We start from the raw sequence: 17276 nt of genomic DNA on the forward strand, positions 1-17276 counted from the left end.
CTCCACAGCGCATAAAGCTCCCCCTTCGGGGGAGCTGGCGCGATAGCGCCTGAGAGGGTTCATCCCCTCCACTGCACCGTGATACGTCCCTCTTTCAGCCCGCGCAGATCATTGCCTTCGGAAAAATCCTCCCGGTCCATGGTCAGGTTGGGGTTGTAGTAGGGGTCGTGCAGGATGTTCGCCTTGCCGTGCACGGCATACAGCCGCTGCTGCTCGGCGGCAAAGCGCCGGGCTTTCACCGGGTCTTTTTCATCGCCGCCGCGGCTCTTGCTCTCGTAATGGGTCAGCTGAGCATAGGGTGTCCACGCAATGCGGTATCCTGCATCCCGCACCCGCAGGCAGAAATCCACATCGTTGAAGGCCACCGCAAAGGCTTCGTCCAGACCGCCCACTTCGTCCCACACGCTGGTCTTTACCAGCAGGCAGGCACCGGTGACGGCGGAAAAGTCCTGCACCGTTGCAGCGCGGAACATGTAGCCGCTGCCGCCCGCCTTGCGGTATTTGTGGCTGTGGCCCGCGTAGCCGCCAAGGCCGGTCACAACGCCCGCATGCTGCAACGTCTCGTCCGGGTAAAGCAGCTCTGCACCGCAGATGGCCGCGCCGCCGGGGTGAGCACACTGCCGCAAAAGCTCCGTGAGCCAATCCGCATTGCGCACCTCCACGTCGTTGTTCAGCAGCAGCAGGTAATCCCCGCTGGCGTACTGCCGGCCAAAGTTGTTGATGCCGGAAAAGTTGAAGCCCTTCTGCGGGTAGCTGACCACCTGCAGGCCGTCGTAGCGCTGCCGGGCTTCCTTATAATAGGTAAAGGTGGCCGGGTCGGTGGAGTTGTTCTCGATGACGATGACCTCAAAGTTCTCCCAGCTGGTTTTGGTCCAGATGCTGTGCAGGCACTTTTCCAGATCGTCGGTGTGGTCCTTGTTCGGGATGAGGATGCTCACCTTCGGGTCGCCCACGATATCCCACTTCACCCGGTAGGTACTGGGGAACAGGCCATCCTCCACGGTGCCAGTGCGTCCGGTGCGGGCCAGATGGTCGGCCAGCGCCTTTTTGGCTGCTGCCGCCACATAGGGCTTGGCATCGGTGCCGCCAGAGGTGGAGCCTGCGTGCACCCGCCAGTAGTACAGCACCTGCGGCACATGGGCCGCGCCGCTGGTCTTTTCCACAAGGCGCAGGAACAGGTCGTGGTCTTGACTGCCGTCGCACTCCGGCCGCTCCCCGCCAATCTCATCCCACAGCGCCTTTTGGAACACCGCCAAGTGGCAGATGTAGTTGCAGCACAGCAGATAGTCCGGGGCGTAATCCGGCTTGAAGTGGGCCACCATGGGCCGCTGGATGCTCTTGGAAAAGAGTGCTTCATCGCTGTAGAGGAAGCCGTCCGGCTCGCCCTGCGCCCGCAGCTGCAGAATGGCTTTGCCCATGGTGTACATGGCGTGGGGCGCAAGGATATCATCGTGGTCGGCAAGGGCCAGATATTCCCCTGTGGCAAGCTCTGCCGCAGCATTGGTGTTGGCCGCAATGCCTTTGTTTTCGATCTTTTGGTATACGATGCGTTGATTCTTTGTCTGATATTCCTCCACGATGCGCTTCACATCGGCATGTTCTGCATCGGAAGCATCCGCAAGGCAGAGCTGACCGTTGGGGGCCGTCTGGTTCACAAAGGAATCCAGAAATTCCCGCATGTATTTTTCCGGTGTATTATACAGCGGGGTCAGGATGCTGATGGTGGGCAGGCCGCAGTCTGCCGCCGTTTTGCCGGCCATTTCAGCCCGCTGGGCTTCCAGCACCTTTTTGGCGGGCAGATAGCGGGCACGCTTGCCAAAGCAGCGGCGCTTGACAAAGCCCGCGCCCCGTTTGAGCATAGTGGGCAGTCCCTCGTCCTTCGTCAGCTGCACCGCATAGCCTGCCAGTTCTCTGGCACGTTTCAGTCGTACATTCATATCAGGCCTCGCCGCGCTGCGTTGCCTTGTAGGCCGCGCAGACCGTTGCCGTATCGCCATTCATTTTCAGGTGGCCGTGGCTCAGCCATGCCACCTTGCTGCACATGCGCTCGATCTGCTCAATGGAGTGAGACACCAGAATGACCGTGGTGCCGCCCGCCATCAGCTCCTGCATCCGCTTTTCGCACTTCTGCTGGAACAGGAAATCGCCCACCGAAAGCACCTCGTCCGCAATGAGGATATCGGGCTTGGTGATGGTGGCAATGGCAAAGCCGATGCGGGCCACCATGCCGGAGGAGTAGTTCTTGAGCGGCACATCCAGAAAGTTCTGCAGCTCGCTGAACTCCACGATCTCATCAAACTTTTCGTCCAGATACTTGGGCGAGAAGCCCAGCACCGTGCCGTTCAGATAGATGTTCTCGCGGGCAGTCAGGTCCATATCAAAGCCCGCGCCCAGCTCGATGAGCGGGGCGATGGAGCCGCGGACCGTCACCTTGCCCTTGCTGGGCTTGTACACGCCCGCAATGGTCTTGAGCAGGGTGGACTTGCCCGAGCCGTTCAGGCCCACAAGGCCGTAGAAATCGCCGGGCATGATGTCCAGACTCACGTCCTTCAGGGCGTAGAATTCATCGTACTGCAGGCGGCCCTGCACCATGGCAAGGAAGTATTCCTTCAGGCTCTCATGCTTTTCCTTGGAGAGGTTGAAGCACATGGAAACATTGTCCACTTTGATGATCGGTTCCATTGTTCTTCCTCCTTAAATATGCAGCACAAAGCGGTCCTGCGTTTTGCGGAACACCCACACGCCCACCAGCATGGAGAGCACGGCGCAGCAGCCGCACACCGCGAACATGTTGAAATCCAGCGGGATGCCCCACATCACGGTACGGCGGAAGCCTGTGATGTACCAGTACATGGGGTTCAGCTTGATGATCTGCTGCATGTTGAACCCGCCGATGGAAAAGGTCATCTGGGTGGGGTCGTAGAAAATGGCGGAAAAATACAGCAATGCGGTGATGAACACACTCCAGATGTGCATGATATCCCGGAAGAACACGGTAGCCGCTGCCAGAAGCAGGCCCACGCCCAGACTGAAGAAGAACAGCGTCACCAGCGGGTAGACCGCCTCGATGAGGGTCAGGTGGAAGGGTGCACCGGTAAAGATCATGACCAGCAGCAGCGCCACAAAGCTGAACACGCAGTTCACCATGGCAAAGCAGCACTTTTCCAGCGGGAAGATATACTTGGGGATATACACCTTTTTGAGCAGGGGCGCAGCGCCCAGCACGCTGCTCATGCCGGTGGAGGTGGCCTCGTTGAAGAAGTTGAACAGCAGCTGGCCGCACATCAGGAACACGGCAAAGTTGTCGATGCCGCTGCCGCGCATGTCCATCAGACTGCTGAACACGGCCCAGTACACAAGGCACATGAGCAGCGGGTTCAGAACGCTCCACACCACGCCCAGCACGCTGCGGCGGTATTTGAGCTTGAAGTCACGGCTGACGAGGTTCCACAGCAGATAGCGGTAGCACCAGAAGCCGTTCCACATTGCTTTGAATTTTGCCACAGGCGATCACCACTTTTCAAAATATTCAAACTTCTGTGCAGCAAAGGGCTCGTGCAGCTTGTCCTTTGCGCTGGTCTTGTGCTCGCAGCCGCAGTCCGGCCACTGCACGTTCACGGTGGGGTCATCGTAGGGGATGCCGCCCTCGCTGGTGGGGTCATACACATCGGTGCACTTGTAGCAGAACTCTGCCACATCGCTCAGCACCAGAAAACCGTGTGCAAAGCCCTCCGGGATGTAGAACATCTTCTTGTTTTCCTCGGAAAGGGTCACGCCCACCCACTTGCCGAAGGTGGCGCTGTGGGGGCGGCAGTCCACGGCCACGTCAAACACCTCGCCCTTGGTCACGCGCACCAGCTTGCCCTGCGTGTGGTTCTTCTGGAAGTGCAGGCCGCGCAGCACGCCGCGGGTGGAGCGGCTCTGGTTGTCCTGCACGAATTCCTTATCGATGCCGGCTTCGGCAAACTGATCCTTCTGGTAGGTCTCCATAAAGTAACCGCGGTCGTCGCCGAACACCTGCGGCTCAATGACCACAACACCGGGGATCTCGGTCTGAGTAAACGTAAACTTGCCCATATTTTGTACCTCTCTTTTGTGAAGCATGTTTGTTTTATCTGGAAAAGTCTGTTCGACGCAGGCTTTTGCGCTTATTTGCCACGGCGGGTCTGTCCCTGTTCCGTGCGCGTTCTGCGGCGTTTCTTCCGCCAAGTGATGAACCGCACCACCAGAAAGGTCACCAGCGCTGCCGCTGCGGTGGACCCCAGCGAGATGCCCAGCAGCCAGAATGCATGGCTTTGGGGCTTTACCGCCTTGGCCGCTTCCAACTCCTGACCGGTGCTGTTTTCCAGCAGTTCAGGCAGGCCGGAAATTTCCGCATCCACACGCACGCTGGTGCTCTCCTGCTTTTCGCCGCCGTGGACGGTGTACACAGCGTACACCTCCGGGTCGGAGCCAAGGACATAGCTTTCCGGCAGTTCCAGTGTCACCTCCACATCGTCGGCAGTCAGGCCGTTGGCCAGCAGCAGCCGCACGCCGGGGTCGGAGACGGTCACGGTGCCAAGGCTCCCGCCGCCGCCCACCACGCTTAACGGTGCTGTGATGCCCTGCGCGGGCAGGTCGGTGTAGCCGGTAAAGGTGCTGAACGCATAATCCAGCAGGGTGCGCATATCGTTGTATTTATCAGTGCTCAGCTCGCTCTGCATGGTCACGCAGATGAGCCGGATGCCGTTCTGCTCCGCCAGACAGGCGTAGCTGTAGCGGGCCGTGTTGGTATAACCGAGCTTGGAACCCAGAATGGACGAGATGTAGTACCGGCTGGAGCCGATGCGCATTTTGTCCTGCTGGGAAAAGTAGCGGGTCACGGGCTGGATGTTGGTGGGGTCCATGGTGTACATCTCATTGCGGGTGAACACCTGCTCAAAGCCCGGCTGCTCCAGTGCCCAGCGCAGGATCTGCGCCATATCGTAGCAACTGGTGTAGTGGTCCTCGTCGCTGATGCCGTGGGGGTTTGCAAAGTGGGTGTGCGCAAGGCCCAGCTCTTCTACCCGCGCATTCATCTTTGCCACGCCGTCCGCGATGGTGCCCTCTCCCACATATTCGGCCAGCAGGTTCGCGCCGTCGTTGGCACTGGCCATCATGGTGGCATACAGTGCATCGGTCAGGGGCACTTCTTCGCCCTCGCGCAGGGCAATGTGACTGGAATCGGTGCCTGCCAGCGAGTAAACATCCTCGTGGGTCACGGTGAGCTTTATATCATCCCAGTTTCCCTGCGCCTTTTCGCAGGCAAGGCCCAGCGTCATCACCTTGGTGATGGATGCCGGGTGCAGCTCTTCGTTCATATTCTGCTGTGCCAGCACAAGGCCGGTGTCTGCATCGATGATGCAGTAAGCGCGGGTGGCACCAAGGGCAGGGCCAGCCGCCGCTGCCCCTGGCACAAACATACAGAACACAAGCAGCACAGCACACAGCGCTGCGGTCAGTTTTTTCATCTGGTTTTTCTCCATTGAGCGTTTTTCTGCCCGTCGTACTGCACCGGCAAAGCATCAGATAATAGTATACCACACTTTACCCCGGCTGAAAAGCCATTCAGACGTTGTTTTGCAGCAGAACGGGCTGCAGCTGCCGCCCGGCCAGCGCATCGTCCAGTGCAGCGGGCAGACGGGCAAAGTCCGCCTTCAGGCTGTTGGGCTTGTGGGTGGGGTCATCCTGCCCGTAGGGCACAAAGTAGTAATGCTTGCGTTGGAAAAGTCGAGCGATGTTCTCCCCCGACGCTCCCAGCCCATCGTTGGTGGAAACGCCCACCAGAACCGGGCACCCCACCCGCAGCAGGCTCTTTGCCGCCAGCGTCACCGGCGTATCGGAAAGCCCCGCCGCAAGCCGTGCCAGCGTGGCCCCGGTGCAGGGCGCGATCACCAGTGCACTGACCAGCTTTTTAGGGCCAAGCGGCTCCACGGCCTGCAATGTGTCCAGCACTACATGGCTGGTAAGGGCTTCCAGCCGTTCCTGCCAAAACTGCCCGGTGCCAAAGCGGGTATCCTGCTTTGCGGCAAAGCTCATGATGGGCAGCAGCTCCCAGCCCTGTTCTGTCAGCTGCTGCGCTGCCGCAAGCGCCGCTTCCAGTGTGCAGAAGCTACCGCACACTGCAAATGCAATGCGTCCTTTTTTCTGCGTGCTCATGTGTGTTCCTCCCGCTCCCGCAAAATGGTCAGCACGGTGCGCGCCACCGCTTCCCCAGCCGTGTCCGGCGCACAGGCGGCGGGCAGGCTGAGCGCATGGATGGCCTTGCAGCCCAGCCGCTGCGCCGCAGCAAAGTCGGTGCCGCCGGGCTTTGATGCCAGATCTACGATCAGGCTGCCGGGCCGCAGAGCCGCCAGCACCGGCTCGGTCAGCACCGGGGCCGGGATGGTGTTCACCACCGTATCAAAGGCCGGAGCCAGCGCGGCCAGCCGGGCAAGCTCTGCACCCCGCAGACCAAGGCTCTCGGCCAGCGCACGCTGTTCGGCGCGCCGGGCACAGACAGTCACATTTGCCCCCAGTGCCGCCAGCCGCGCCCCCAGCGCCTGCCCCACCGGGCCAAAGCCCAGCAGCAGAAGGTTTGTGCCCCACAGGGTACGGGTGCGCTCGGCCAGCAGGATGCCAATGCAGCCCTCCGCCGTAGGGATGGCATTGTACACCGTCAGCTCCGGTCGGGCAAAGTAATCCACCAGCTCCACGCCAGCTTTCTGTGCGATGGTCTTTGCCTGAACTGAGAGCCTGCCGCCCAGTGCCACCGCGCCGGGTTTTGCGGCCCGCAGCAGCTCTGCCAGCGGGGTGCGGGCCGCATCCAGCGGCAGAGGCAGCAGGATATAATCTGCCAGTGCAACCTGCTCGGCTCCGCCCACCGCATAACCTGCCCGTTCCAGCACCCGGCCTGCCGCCGCCTGCCGGGCATCGGTGCCCACCACCGCAAACAGCTTTTTCGCTTCCATGCCGCATCCCCCTTTGCCTGCTCGTGGGCCATCCTATGCAGGAGAAATATTTGTTGTGAAAAAACTCCTCCAGCTTTCGCCGGAGGAGTTTTTTATCACGATTATAGAATGCGCCGCCCTGACATCCGGCACATCTTTTATTTTACGAACTTTGCCACGGCACGGGCTACGATGCCGCCCAGAATGCCGGAGACAAGGAACTCGGCCACGCCCTGCACGCCGACCAGCAGCACCACGAACATGAAGGGGTTCGCAGCGCCCTTGACGGACACGAGGTTCTGCACGTAGTCACAGCCGTAGAAGGCCAGCACGATCCAGCCCATGAAGAACACCGTGTTCAGGAACGGGGCGCTCATGGCACTGAGGATGTAGCTCCAAGTGCCGGGCTTATCAAAGCGCTTCAGGCCGCTGAAGATCAGGCCGCAGCACAGGCCCATCAGCACACGCATGCCCACACACAGGATAAAGGTGTTGACGGGGCTCACCTGAAACAGTGCGCCGGTCATGGCGGAAGCACCAGTGATAGCGTCATAGAAGCTCACTGCGCCGAACACACCGCCCAGCAGTGCGCCCACCGCCGGGCCCATGGTGATGGCACCCACTGCAATGGGAAGGGTCAGGAAGCTCATGTACAGCGGGCCCACAGGCACACTGCCCAGACCCACCATCTTCATGACCAGCTCAATGGCAACCAGCAGCGCCACACGGGTAAGAGTTTTCGTATTTTTCATATTCAGTTTTCCTCCTGCTGCCGTTCCGCCCTATACGTCGGATACGGCGCAAACCTGCCCGCTCTATGCGGGTTTTAAAGTAAATATTCAAACAATTTGGAGCGCGTTTTTGTCAGGGCGTGTTCCAATGGGAAAAGCTTTTTCAGTGGTCGCACGGGAAGCGGATGCCCGCATTGCGGCGGGCCACCGTGAGCACACGGCTCACCGCGATGGTGGTATCCTGCATCCGGCCGCACAGCTCCTGATCTCCGCTCTCCAGCGCACGGGCAAAGGCTTCAAACTCTGCCGCCTGCCGGGGCCTGCCGCCATTCAGGTTATAGTGCTCTTCCTTGCCCTCGTTAGGGTGGAAGGTGATGCCGCCGCAGCAGTTGGCGGTGGACTTCTGCAGGATATAGCCCTTCGTGCCCTGAATGATGTACCGGGCCGGGGCCGCGCAGTCCTTGGCGGCGATGCTCACGGCCTTGAAGCCGCTGTAATCCATGGTCAGGATGCCGCTGGTGTCGATGCCGCGCTCCATGTTGGCGGTATATTTGGCCTGATTCGGCTCCCCGAACAGGCCCACGATGTAGCTTACATTATATACGCCAAGATCCATCAGGGCACCGCCGGCACAGGCCGGGTCAAAGGCAGGCTGTACATCGCCTGCACAGAAGGCATCGTACCGGCTGGAATACTGGCTGAAATTGCACTGTACCAGCTTCACGGTGCCAATGCGGGGCAGCAGCTCCCGGATCTTTGCGTAGTTTTCAAGGTACTGGGTGGTGATGGCTTCAAACAGGAACACCTTTTTGTGCCGTGCCAGATTTACCAGTTCTTCTGTCTGGGCCGCCGTGGGTGCCAGCGGCTTTTCCACAATAACATGTTTGCCTGCTTCCAGCGCCACGCGGGCATAGCGCACATGCTGCAGGTTCGGCACTGCAATGTACACCACATCCACCCACTGCAGCAGTTCCAGAAAATTGGTGGTGTGCTGCGGCACGCCGTACTGGCCGCAAAGGCTCTGAGCCAGCTCGGCGCTGCGCTCGGTGCTGCAGATGGCCTGCACCGTAAAAGGCGTGTGCTCTGCAAGCCATGGCAAAAATTCCCGCACGATCTTGCCCGTGCCAAGAATGCCTAATTTCATCTGATTTTTCTCCCCATCCTGTCGTTGGTCAGCCTACCAGCGCTTCCGGCTCGCGGCGGGTGCGCTTTTGGGAGTAGGTGCGCTGTTTTGCATGGCCGTGCTGGTTCTGCCGGCCATAGTGCCTGCCGCCGCCCGCACCGTGGTGCTGCGGCTGGGACGCATTGAGCTGGTACAAAAGGGCAAGTCCCTTCATCAGCAGCTCCGGGTCGTAGGTCAGCGGGTGGCGGCACAGCGGTGTCACATACTTTGCCAGTCCTCCTGTTACCACCAGAGTGGCCGGACGGCCAAGCTCTTCCTCAATGCGCTGCACCATGCCGTCAATGAGCACAGCCGTGCCCATCACGGAGCCGGACAGCATGCATTTTTCGGTGTTGGTGCCAATGGCGCTTTTGGGCGAGCCAAGATGCACCTGCGGCAGCTGGGCACAGCGGTCGCCCAGTGCCCGCAGCCCGGTGGAAAGCCCCGGGCAGATGACACCGCCCCGGAACACGCGGTTCTCGTCCACCACATTAAAGGTCGTGGCAGTGCCAAGGTCCACCGTGACCACCGGCAGCGGAAAATTTGCCGCCGCATAAGCCGCATCCACAAGGCGATCCTTGCCCACAGCGTGGGGTTCATCCACGCCCATGGTCAGTCCGGTTCGGATCTCCGGCGAAACGATGACCGGCTTCCTGCCCGTATAATGGCGGGCGCACTCGGCCAGTGCCCCGGTGATCTGGGGCACCACGCTGGTGAGCACAGCGCCCTCAAAGCGCATGGGGCGCTCAGGATGGCGGCGGTGCGCAAAAATTTTATCCATTTCGACACGATATTCTGCAGCCGTGCGGGTGCGCACCGTGTCCATGCGCGCCACAAAGCATACACGTCCGTCCCGAATGCCCCCAAGGGCGACGGTGGTGTTGCCTATATCAATGGCTAAGATCATAATTCTGTTTTCCTTTTTAAAGGTTTGAGTAACGGCAGGCCGGCATCTTATCCAGACGGCGGGCCGGTAGTTTCTCTGAGGACCGTCCGCTGGGGTGGGACCCTGTTGCCGTCAGGCAATAGGGCGGGCGATGGAATGGCCCGACTCGTGTCCGAAGAGAAAGCTGCCGGCACACCGACCCTAACGGGTTGTTCATCTATTCTTTGTCAAGCTGTATTTTACCGCATTTTGTCCCCAATTACAAGCCTGTACAAAGATTTTGTTGTGCTGGCGGAACTTTTGCATTATACTAAGGTAAGAAATGTGGAAACAGTACGTTTTTGCAGGAGGTTTTACCAATGGATCTGAACGGAAAATGCGTCCTTCTGGGCGTAAGCGGCGGCATTGCCGCCTATAAAATGGCCAACGTGGCCAGCGCACTGCGCAAGCTGGGAGCCGATGTGGAGGTCATCATGACCAAAAATGCGACCCAGTTCATCACCCCTGTTACATTTGAAACGCTTACCGGCCACAAGTGCATGGTGGATACCTTTGACCGGGATTTCAAGTTTGAAGTCACCCACATCTCGCTGGCAAAAAAAGCCGATGTGATCCTTGTCGCCCCGGCCACTGCCAACGTCATCGCCAAGATGGCCCACGGCATCGCTGATGATATGCTCACCACCACAGTGTTGGCTGCGAAGTGTCCCAAGCTCGTTTCTCCGGCCATGAATACCGGAATGCTGGAAAACCCCATCACGCAGGATAATATCGCCACGCTGGAACGCTACGGCTTCACGGTGATCCCCTCCGAGAGCGGCGTGCTGGCCTGCAAGGATGTTGGCAGCGGCCGTCTGCCTAAGGAAGATGTGCTGATCGAGTATATCCTGCATGCCATTGCCCGGCCCAAAGATCTTGCCGGTCTGCGCATTGCCGTCACCGCCGGCCCCACGCAGGAGCCGCTGGACCCGGTGCGCTACCTCACCAACCATTCCACCGGCAAGATGGGCTATGCCCTTGCCCGTGCCGCCGCCATGCGCGGCGCGGATGTCACCCTCATCCACGGCGAGACTGCCCTGCAGCCGGTCAAGTTTACCACCGATGTGCCCGTGACCACTGCTCAGCAGATGTACGAAGCCGTCACCAGCCGCTTTGATGCTACGGATGTGCTCATTATGGCCGCTGCCGTGGCCGACTACCGCCCCGCTGCCGTGGCAAACGACAAGATCAAAAAAAAGGACGGCGACATGTCCATCCCTCTGGAACGCACGCCGGATATTCTGGGCACCATCGGCCCCAAAAAGACCCACCAGTTCCTGTGCGGTTTTTCCATGGAGACCCGCGATCTTGTGGAAAACTCCTCTGCAAAGCTGGCCAAAAAGAATCTGGACATGGTGGTTGCCAACAACCTGAAAGTGGCCGGTGCCGGTTTTGGTGTGGACACCAATGTAGTCACCCTCATTACCCCGGACGGCACCCGTGAGCTGCCGCTGATGAGCAAGGCCGATGTGGCCGATGCCATTCTGGATGAAATTTTAAAACGCCGTTCCCAGTGAGAAAAAGTGGCTGTCGCATGTGCAACAGCCACTTTTTTATTTTTCCTTCCGTGCAAACACGATGCCAATGGTACCCGGGCCGGAATAGCCGCCGATGGTGGTGCCGATGTTTGTCTCGTGGCATTCCTTGAAACTGCCGTATTTCTTCAGCCCCGCCTTCACTGCGTCCATGCAGCCGGGCTTCGGCTGGCAGGAGGAGATGAACACAAGGCTGTCCTCGATGTCGTCGCGTTCCACCAGACGGTCGGTGATGTACTTGCCCACGCAGATGGGCAGGCTGCCGCGGTATTTTTTGACTACCTTCAGTTCGCCGTCGATCACTTCCAGTGCGGGCTTGATGCCCAGCAGGTTTGCCCCGAAGGCCAGCACACCGGAGCAGCGGCCGCTCTTGGCCATAAAGTCCAGCCGGTCCAGTACAAAGCTCAGCTCTACCCGTTTGGCAAGGCTCTGCAGCCGCATCGTAATGTTGCGGGGGGTCAGGCCATCTGCAGCCCACTTGGCCGCTTTCAGCACCAGATAGCCCTGCCCGGTACAGATATTCTGGCTGTCCACCACATAGACATTCTCGAATTCGCCTGCCGCCAGCTTCGCATTCTGGAAGCAGGACGAAAGCTTGCTGCTGACCGAAATATGGATCACCGCATCGCACTCTTTGGCAAACGGCTCAAAAAATTCGGTATATTCCACCAGATTTGCGGCGGCGGATTTGGGCATTTTGCCGCCCGCATTCACATAGGCAAACACATCTGCCGGGTGGATCGTTACGCCGTCCAGATAGCTATCCTCGCCCATCAGAATGTGCATGGGCATCAGGGCAATGTCCCACTGTGCCAAAAGCTCTTCGGACAGGTCGCAGGTGCTGTCCGCTGTGATCTTGATTCTCACATTATTTCTCCTTTTATAAAACCGTTCTGCATCCTCTGTCGGCTGCACCGACGATCCCTTAAAAAATTGTCCTTTTCTATTTTACCACAGATGATTCAAAGTTGTTAAGTATTTTGTAAAGGCAAATGTAAATCTTTTATGAAGAAGTTCCCGGTTTCGGTTTTCTTGTACACTTATCACAAATTCCGAATTGGATTTATGGTTCTTTCCGAAAATTCGGGTTTACCTGTTTATTTTGTCCGCCAAAAATTATATAATAAGATGTATCCTAATAGAATGGATTGAATCGGTCTGCTCTGCGGCCGTTATTTATTTGGAGGTTGCCTTATATGTTCATGTACACCGATTACAACCAGCACCTGCTGGACAATGTAAAAAAGATCCACTTCATCGGCTGCGGCGGCAGCGGCATGTATCCGCTCATCCAGATCCTTGCCGCAAAAGGCTACGAGATCTCCGGCAGCGATGTGCTGGATGGCAGCATCATCCGCTACGAGCGTGAGATGGGTGTCAAGGTCAGCCTGGGTCACAGCGCCGATAATGTGATCGGCACCGACATGGTGGTCTACTCTGCCGCCATTTCCAAAGATAACGTGGAACTGAATGCCGCTGCCTCCTACGGCATCCCCACCATCGAGCGCAGCGTTCTGCTGGGTTATGTGAGCCGCCTGTACAAGCAGAGCATCTGCGTCTCCGGCACCCATGGCAAAACCACCACCACTTCCATGATCACCACTGCGCTGGAGCTGGCAGGCCGCGACCCGTCTGCCGTCATCGGCGGCAAGCTTCCGCTGATCAATGGCTACGGCAAGGCTGGCAAGGGCGACGATATCGTAATTGAGTCCTGCGAGTTCGCCGAGACCTTCCTCAAGCTGACCCCCTATCTGTCCGTTGTGCTGAACATCGACAACGACCATCTGGATTACTACGGCAGCATGGGCGAACTGAAGTTTGCCTTCAAGCGCTTTGCCCTGATGACCAAGTTCATGATCTTTGCCAATGCGGACGACAAGAACACCATGGATGTCATGTACACGCTAGACCGCCGCGTGCGTACCTTTGGCATCCAGAACGACGGCGATTATCAGGCATTGAACGTGAACGAATACAAGCCCGGCTTCTTTGAGTTCGACCTGAAGGAGTGGAACAAGGTCACCGGCCATATTCGTCTGGCTGTGCCCGGCTACCACAACATTTACAATGCGCTTGCCATGTGTGCCGTCTGCCGCTTCGTCGGTCTGACCGTGGAGCAGTGCGCCGATGCAGCCCTGAACTTCAAGGGTGCCGGCCGCCGCTTTGAGGTCTACGGCGAGTGTAACGGCGCTTTGGTCGTGGACGATTATGCACATCATCCCACCGAGCTGCGCGCTACCCTGACCACTGCCAAGGAGATGGGCTACAAGCGTCTGATCGCCGTCCACCAGCCGTTTACATACAGCCGCACCAAGCTGCTGTTCAACGACTTTGTGGATGTGCTCAAGATCCCCGATATCACTGTGCTGACCCCGATCATGGGCAGCCGTGAGCCCAACGATCCCACCATTACCAGTGCAAAACTGGCCGCTCAGATTCCCGGCTCTGTTCTGGTGAACAGTCTGGAGGAGGCCGCCGAGTGGGTCAAGCAGAACGCCCGGGAGGGCGATCTGGTCATCACCCTCGGCTGCGGCGACATCTACAAGGCCAGCAAGATGATGGTGGCTGATAATAAGTAAAGAATCTGCTATACAAAAAGAGGAACGACAGCTGTCGTTCCTCTTTTTTTCGTTGATCCGGGTCAGTTCCGCGAGCACTTTTCCGCGTCGATGGCCAACACGAACATCAGCACATAAAGCGCATCCTTCGGGTCGGTGATGTCCAGAACGTAGGTGTCCGTCCAGTGGAACGGTTCCTTGGACACGGCAGCCACCGTGCCGCCGTCCGGGCCGGTGATGGTATAGTCCCACTCGAATACATCGCCCTCCACATGCCAGCCGTTGAAGTCGATGTTGTACTTCGGCTTGAAGAAGGTCAGCTCCTTTTTCAGGGTACCGATGCAGGTCTCGCCCTCGTACAGCTCAAACTTGGGCAGCCAGGTCAGGATCTCTTCCTTGACGGTGCCCAGCTCCTGCTGTTCTTCCGGGTCGTAGATCTTCAGGCAGTGCCCCCAGGACAGCTGCCCCTTGACCACATACACGGTGTTTTCGTTTTCGTCGTAGATGTCGTAGCTGTCAAACCAGCTGAATGCACGCTGTCTAAAAAGCAGTTTCATCTTCCTCACCTCACTCGGAATACGATTTGGGACGTCCTTTTCGTGCGGTTCTTCCGCTTTTTTCCATCATACCAGATTCTGCCTCATCGTGCAATCCCGAAGCAGCCCCGCCCGGAACATTCTCCGGGCGGGGCTGCCGTTTGCCGTTCAGTTTTCTACGATTCGGCATGTTTTGTCATTCTTTTTCGTTTTGTATTTCAGTGGTGTCTGCACTTCGGCGCGGATCTTGCCAAGATAGGCGCGGGTCTGCTCTGCGCCCTGCAGAATCGCTTCCACCTGCGCCCGCTGTTCCTCAGTCAGGTCATCCTCCGCCAGCAGCTCCGCGTTGCCCTTGATGATGGTCAGCGGCGTTTTCAGCTTGTGGGACAGCCGAATGATCTGCTCCCGCTGCCGCTGCTCCATGTCCCACTGCTTCTGCAGGCTACCGGTCAGTTCATCGCCCATGGTTTGCAGCGCCTGCAAAGTGCTCTCGTACTCCCGCACCTTCGCGCCGGAAAACACCGCGCTGTCCAGATCCTTCCGTGCCACCGCCTGTGCTGCGGCGGTCAGCTTTTCGGTCTCCCGGGTCAGGAAGCGCCCTGTCCTGTGGGTGCTCCACACCACTGCCCCTATCAGCAGCAGAATGCCCAGAATGCAGTGCACGGTCTGCATATCCGGCAGCACGCCCCGCAGCGCAGGGTCGGAGTAGGGCACGGCATAGTCAAATTGCAGCAGGCAAACCGTTCCGTCCTGCAATTTCGACGTCATATAATACTGTGTGTAACCAAAATGCCAGCGGGTTTTCCCCTGCCGGTTCTCCATTGCCCGCTGCAAGTGCCCGGCATCCATGTTGGTGGCCAGCACCTCGCTGCTGTCCGGCGCGGCAAACAGGGCGTAACGGCACAAGGAGTCCAGCTGCGTCTCGTCAAAAGTAGCGGCGGTCATGCCCGGCAAAACGTCCTGTGCGGCTTTCTGGCAGGCCTGTGCAGCTTGATTCGCGGGAAGAAACAACCCGCTGTTCTGGATCCACAACAGCAGCACCAGCAGCCACCCCACCGCGACCAGCAGACAGGCCAGCGCCGTGCGCACCAGATATTGCAGCAGCACGCTGCGCAGAGAAATCAGTCTTCGCTTTTCCATCGGTACCCCACGCCCCATACGGTATTAAGCAGCTTTTCCGGCTCCGGCACGCCCGCCGCCCGCAGCTTTGCCCGGATATTCTTGATGTGCTGGGTCACGGCGGTGTCGTCCGCAGTGCCGTCAATACCAAAAACTGCTTCGTAAATTTGTTCCTTGGTAAAGGTCTGCCCTGCGTGCAGCGCCAGATACTCACAGATGGCATACTCCGAGCGGGTCAAGGGCAGCATCTTCCCCTCCACCGCCGCGCTCCGAGCGGTCAGGTCAAAGGCTACGCCGTTGCGCACCATCCGGTGCGCCGGGGTGCGGCTCTGCCGCCGCAGATGTGCCGCAACCCGCGCCCGCAGCTCAGCCACCCGGAAGGGCTTGGACAAAAAGTCGTCTGCCCCGATGCCCAGCCCCTCCAGCACAGCGGCCTCATCGGTGCGGGCGCTCAGAAACAGGATGGGCACTTCGGTCAGGCTGCGGATGCGCCGACAGACCGCAAAGCCATCCTCTCCGGGCATCATCACGTCCAGCAGGATGCAGTCTGCCCAGCGGCAAAGCGCCTCGGTCAGTTCCCCGCCTGCCTGCCGCGTTTCTACCCGGTGTCCGTCCCGCTCCAAGGCGGTGCGGATCAGCTTGCAGAGCTCCAGATTGTCATCCAGCGTCAGAATATTTGCCACAAGATCACCTCAACACGTTATAAAGCAGGCAGGAAGCGCCGTAAAGCAGATACACATGGGCTGGGTAGAACCAATAGAACCACTGCTTGTGCCCGCTGCCGCGCTGCCCGTTGTACAGCAGCATCAGCAGCACCGCCGCCACCCCGAACCACTCGTAGTAGTCGGTGAACATCTGCGTCCAGACAAAGCCATCCTGTCGGCAAGCCATCCCAAAGGTCAGCACAAAATCACATAGGAAAATGAGCACGGCCCATGCCGTCAGCTGTACGCGGCGATGCCCCCGCAGGGCATACAGCAGCACACCTCCCAGCAAAAAGCTCCAGCCGCCGTCCGTGATGGTTGTCCACATGGGCAGCGGGCTTGTAATGACAAAGGCCACGATCGTTGAAGCAATGGGCATCTCCTGTACCCCGGGGAAGAGCAGCAGAAATACTACCACCACATACGGCCAGCACAAAACGGCGGCAATGGCAGCAATGCCTTTTGCAAGCTTTTTCTCCCGCAGCCAGTCGATGCCCTGCCAGACGATGCACAGCAGCATCAGATCCTGAAAAATCGCGTTCAGCGGGTAGAAGCCATCCCCGCGCCGGAAGGCTTTGGCGTAGATCATAAAGAATTCCAGGGCCGCCATGGCAGTGCCAATGGCCCAGATGCGGATAAAATACCTCTTGCGGTCATGGGTGTGGGCAAAGCCCTCCACCGTGCAGAACAGAAACAGCGGCGCACTGAGCCGCCCCAGCATACTGAACACCGTCGGGATGCAGCCGGTGAACTCGAAGAAATAATGAATGTGGTCCAGCACCATCAGCACCAGTGCAATGGTCTTGAGCTGGGTACCGTCCAGCCCTTTTTTCGTCAGTTTATCCATACGGAATCTCCTTTCTCTATACGTTCAGTGTAGCAGGAAAATCTGTAGAAAGTATAAGTTTTTTCTTTATGATACTATTTTCTGCCCCAAAACGCAACAAAAAAGCCCTGAGATTTCTCTCAGAGCTTTCTGTTCAAGTCGGCGACTACCTATTTTCACGCGCCGTTTCCAGCGAACTATCTTCGGCACAAGTGAGCTTAACTTCTGTGTTC

At 58.5% G+C, this 17276-nt stretch carries 17 protein-coding genes; 2 read left to right on the forward strand and 15 right to left on the reverse strand.

From position 1 onward, the window contains the following. Positions 1-59 precede the first annotated feature (59 nt). The 10 genes from GKG34_RS02705 to GKG34_RS02750 form a co-directional block, all read right to left on the reverse strand. Positions 60-1937, reverse strand: a complete 1878-nt coding sequence (locus GKG34_RS02705; protein WP_154255538.1) for a glycosyltransferase family 2 protein — start codon at positions 1935-1937, stop codon at positions 60-62. Position 1938: 1 nt separating this feature from the next. After that, positions 1939-2682, reverse strand: coding sequence for an ABC transporter ATP-binding protein (locus GKG34_RS02710; RefSeq protein ID WP_005943870.1), 744 nt, complete (start codon positions 2680-2682; stop codon positions 1939-1941). Positions 2683-2694: 12 nt separating this feature from the next. Further along, positions 2695-3504, reverse strand: coding sequence for an ABC transporter permease (locus GKG34_RS02715; RefSeq protein ID WP_223388262.1), 810 nt, complete (start codon positions 3502-3504; stop codon positions 2695-2697). Positions 3505-3510: 6 nt separating this feature from the next. Further along, positions 3511-4077 (reverse strand): dTDP-4-dehydrorhamnose 3,5-epimerase, encoded by a 567-nt coding sequence (gene rfbC / locus GKG34_RS02720; protein ID WP_044953950.1) that lies wholly within the window; start codon positions 4075-4077, stop codon positions 3511-3513. Between the two features lie 71 nt (positions 4078-4148). Further along, a complete protein-coding gene (locus tag GKG34_RS02725; protein WP_154255539.1) occupies positions 4149-5489 on the reverse strand; it encodes a serine hydrolase in 1341 nt (446 codons plus the stop codon). 97 nt (positions 5490-5586) lie between these two features. Next, positions 5587-6177: a dipicolinate synthase subunit B gene (locus GKG34_RS02730; protein ID WP_154255540.1), complete on the reverse strand. Its 591-nt coding sequence runs from the start codon at positions 6175-6177 to the stop codon at positions 5587-5589. Beyond that, complete coding sequence (locus tag GKG34_RS02735; RefSeq protein ID WP_005943859.1) at positions 6174-6968, reverse strand: NAD(P)-dependent oxidoreductase; 795 nt, start codon at positions 6966-6968, stop codon at positions 6174-6176. The genes GKG34_RS02730 and GKG34_RS02735 overlap by 4 nt, the downstream gene beginning before the upstream one ends. Before the next feature lie 137 nt (positions 6969-7105). Further along, positions 7106-7699, reverse strand: a complete 594-nt coding sequence (locus GKG34_RS02740; RefSeq protein ID WP_005943857.1) for an ECF transporter S component — start codon at positions 7697-7699, stop codon at positions 7106-7108. A gap of 142 nt (positions 7700-7841) precedes the next feature. After that, positions 7842-8822 (reverse strand): Gfo/Idh/MocA family oxidoreductase, encoded by a 981-nt coding sequence (locus tag GKG34_RS02745; RefSeq protein WP_005943855.1) that lies wholly within the window; start codon positions 8820-8822, stop codon positions 7842-7844. A 28-nt stretch (positions 8823-8850) separates the two neighbouring features. After that, on the reverse strand, positions 8851-9747 hold the full coding sequence (locus GKG34_RS02750; RefSeq protein WP_154255541.1) for a type III pantothenate kinase: 897 nt from the start codon (positions 9745-9747) through the stop codon (positions 8851-8853). Between the two features lie 338 nt (positions 9748-10085). Between GKG34_RS02750 and coaBC the strand changes: the two genes are divergently transcribed. After that, complete coding sequence (coaBC, locus tag GKG34_RS02755) at positions 10086-11282, forward strand: bifunctional phosphopantothenoylcysteine decarboxylase/phosphopantothenate--cysteine ligase CoaBC (protein ID WP_154255542.1); 1197 nt, start codon at positions 10086-10088, stop codon at positions 11280-11282. A 36-nt stretch (positions 11283-11318) separates the two neighbouring features. On the opposite strand, the gene GKG34_RS02760 is transcribed toward coaBC, so the two are convergent. Next, the gene (locus GKG34_RS02760) at positions 11319-12167 is read right to left on the reverse strand and encodes a DegV family protein (RefSeq protein WP_097774289.1); all 849 of its coding nucleotides are present in this window, start codon (positions 12165-12167) and stop codon (positions 11319-11321) included. Positions 12168-12496: 329 nt separating this feature from the next. Between GKG34_RS02760 and murC the strand changes: the two genes are divergently transcribed. Further along, entirely contained in the window at positions 12497-13879 is a 1383-nt protein-coding gene (murC, locus tag GKG34_RS02765; protein WP_097781310.1) for a UDP-N-acetylmuramate--L-alanine ligase, read from the forward strand. A 62-nt stretch (positions 13880-13941) separates the two neighbouring features. Here the strand turns inward: murC and GKG34_RS02770 are convergent, their stop codons facing one another. The 4 genes from GKG34_RS02770 to GKG34_RS02785 all read right to left on the reverse strand — a co-directional run bounded on the left by GKG34_RS02770 (position 13942) and on the right by GKG34_RS02785 (position 17064). Next, positions 13942-14415, reverse strand: a complete 474-nt coding sequence (locus GKG34_RS02770; RefSeq protein ID WP_005943839.1) for an LURP-one-related family protein — start codon at positions 14413-14415, stop codon at positions 13942-13944. 147 nt (positions 14416-14562) lie between these two features. Beyond that, a complete protein-coding gene (locus GKG34_RS02775; RefSeq protein ID WP_154255543.1) occupies positions 14563-15534 on the reverse strand; it encodes a histidine kinase dimerization/phospho-acceptor domain-containing protein in 972 nt (323 codons plus the stop codon). Further along, positions 15516-16196 (reverse strand): response regulator transcription factor, encoded by a 681-nt coding sequence (locus GKG34_RS02780; protein WP_347563416.1) that lies wholly within the window; start codon positions 16194-16196, stop codon positions 15516-15518. The genes GKG34_RS02775 and GKG34_RS02780 overlap by 19 nt, the downstream gene beginning before the upstream one ends. Before the next feature lie 4 nt (positions 16197-16200). Further along, positions 16201-17064: a TraX family protein gene (locus tag GKG34_RS02785; RefSeq protein WP_005943830.1), complete on the reverse strand. Its 864-nt coding sequence runs from the start codon at positions 17062-17064 to the stop codon at positions 16201-16203. Positions 17065-17276: the final 212 nt, after the last annotated feature.

Origin of the sequence: Faecalibacterium sp. BIOML-A4, from assembly GCF_009679665.1 — a bacterium.
GTDB lineage: Bacteria > Bacillota > Clostridia > Oscillospirales > Ruminococcaceae > Faecalibacterium > Faecalibacterium taiwanense.

What these genes read in the sequence shown, in the direction of transcription:
- GKG34_RS02705 (WP_154255538.1), bottom strand. Translation starts at nt 1,937, where the DNA reads ATGAATGTACGACTGAAACGTGCCAGAGAACTGGCAGGCTATGCGGTG.
- GKG34_RS02710 (WP_005943870.1), bottom strand. Translation starts at nt 2,682, where the DNA reads ATGGAACCGATCATCAAAGTGGACAATGTTTCCATGTGCTTCAACCTC.
- GKG34_RS02785 (WP_005943830.1), bottom strand. Translation starts at nt 17,064, where the DNA reads ATGGATAAACTGACGAAAAAAGGGCTGGACGGTACCCAGCTCAAGACC.
- GKG34_RS02735 (WP_005943859.1), bottom strand. Translation starts at nt 6,968, where the DNA reads ATGGAAGCGAAAAAGCTGTTTGCGGTGGTGGGCACCGATGCCCGGCAG.
- GKG34_RS02730 (WP_154255540.1), bottom strand. Translation starts at nt 6,177, where the DNA reads ATGAGCACGCAGAAAAAAGGACGCATTGCATTTGCAGTGTGCGGTAGC.
- murC (WP_097781310.1), top strand. Translation starts at nt 12,497, where the DNA reads ATGTTCATGTACACCGATTACAACCAGCACCTGCTGGACAATGTAAAA.
- GKG34_RS02770 (WP_005943839.1), bottom strand. Translation starts at nt 14,415, where the DNA reads ATGAAACTGCTTTTTAGACAGCGTGCATTCAGCTGGTTTGACAGCTAC.
- rfbC (WP_044953950.1), bottom strand. Translation starts at nt 4,077, where the DNA reads ATGGGCAAGTTTACGTTTACTCAGACCGAGATCCCCGGTGTTGTGGTC.
- coaBC (WP_154255542.1), top strand. Translation starts at nt 10,086, where the DNA reads ATGGATCTGAACGGAAAATGCGTCCTTCTGGGCGTAAGCGGCGGCATT.
- GKG34_RS02745 (WP_005943855.1), bottom strand. Translation starts at nt 8,822, where the DNA reads ATGAAATTAGGCATTCTTGGCACGGGCAAGATCGTGCGGGAATTTTTG.
- GKG34_RS02725 (WP_154255539.1), bottom strand. Translation starts at nt 5,489, where the DNA reads ATGAAAAAACTGACCGCAGCGCTGTGTGCTGTGCTGCTTGTGTTCTGT.
- GKG34_RS02775 (WP_154255543.1), bottom strand. Translation starts at nt 15,534, where the DNA reads ATGGAAAAGCGAAGACTGATTTCTCTGCGCAGCGTGCTGCTGCAATAT.
- GKG34_RS02740 (WP_005943857.1), bottom strand. Translation starts at nt 7,699, where the DNA reads ATGAAAAATACGAAAACTCTTACCCGTGTGGCGCTGCTGGTTGCCATT.
- GKG34_RS02750 (WP_154255541.1), bottom strand. Translation starts at nt 9,747, where the DNA reads ATGATCTTAGCCATTGATATAGGCAACACCACCGTCGCCCTTGGGGGC.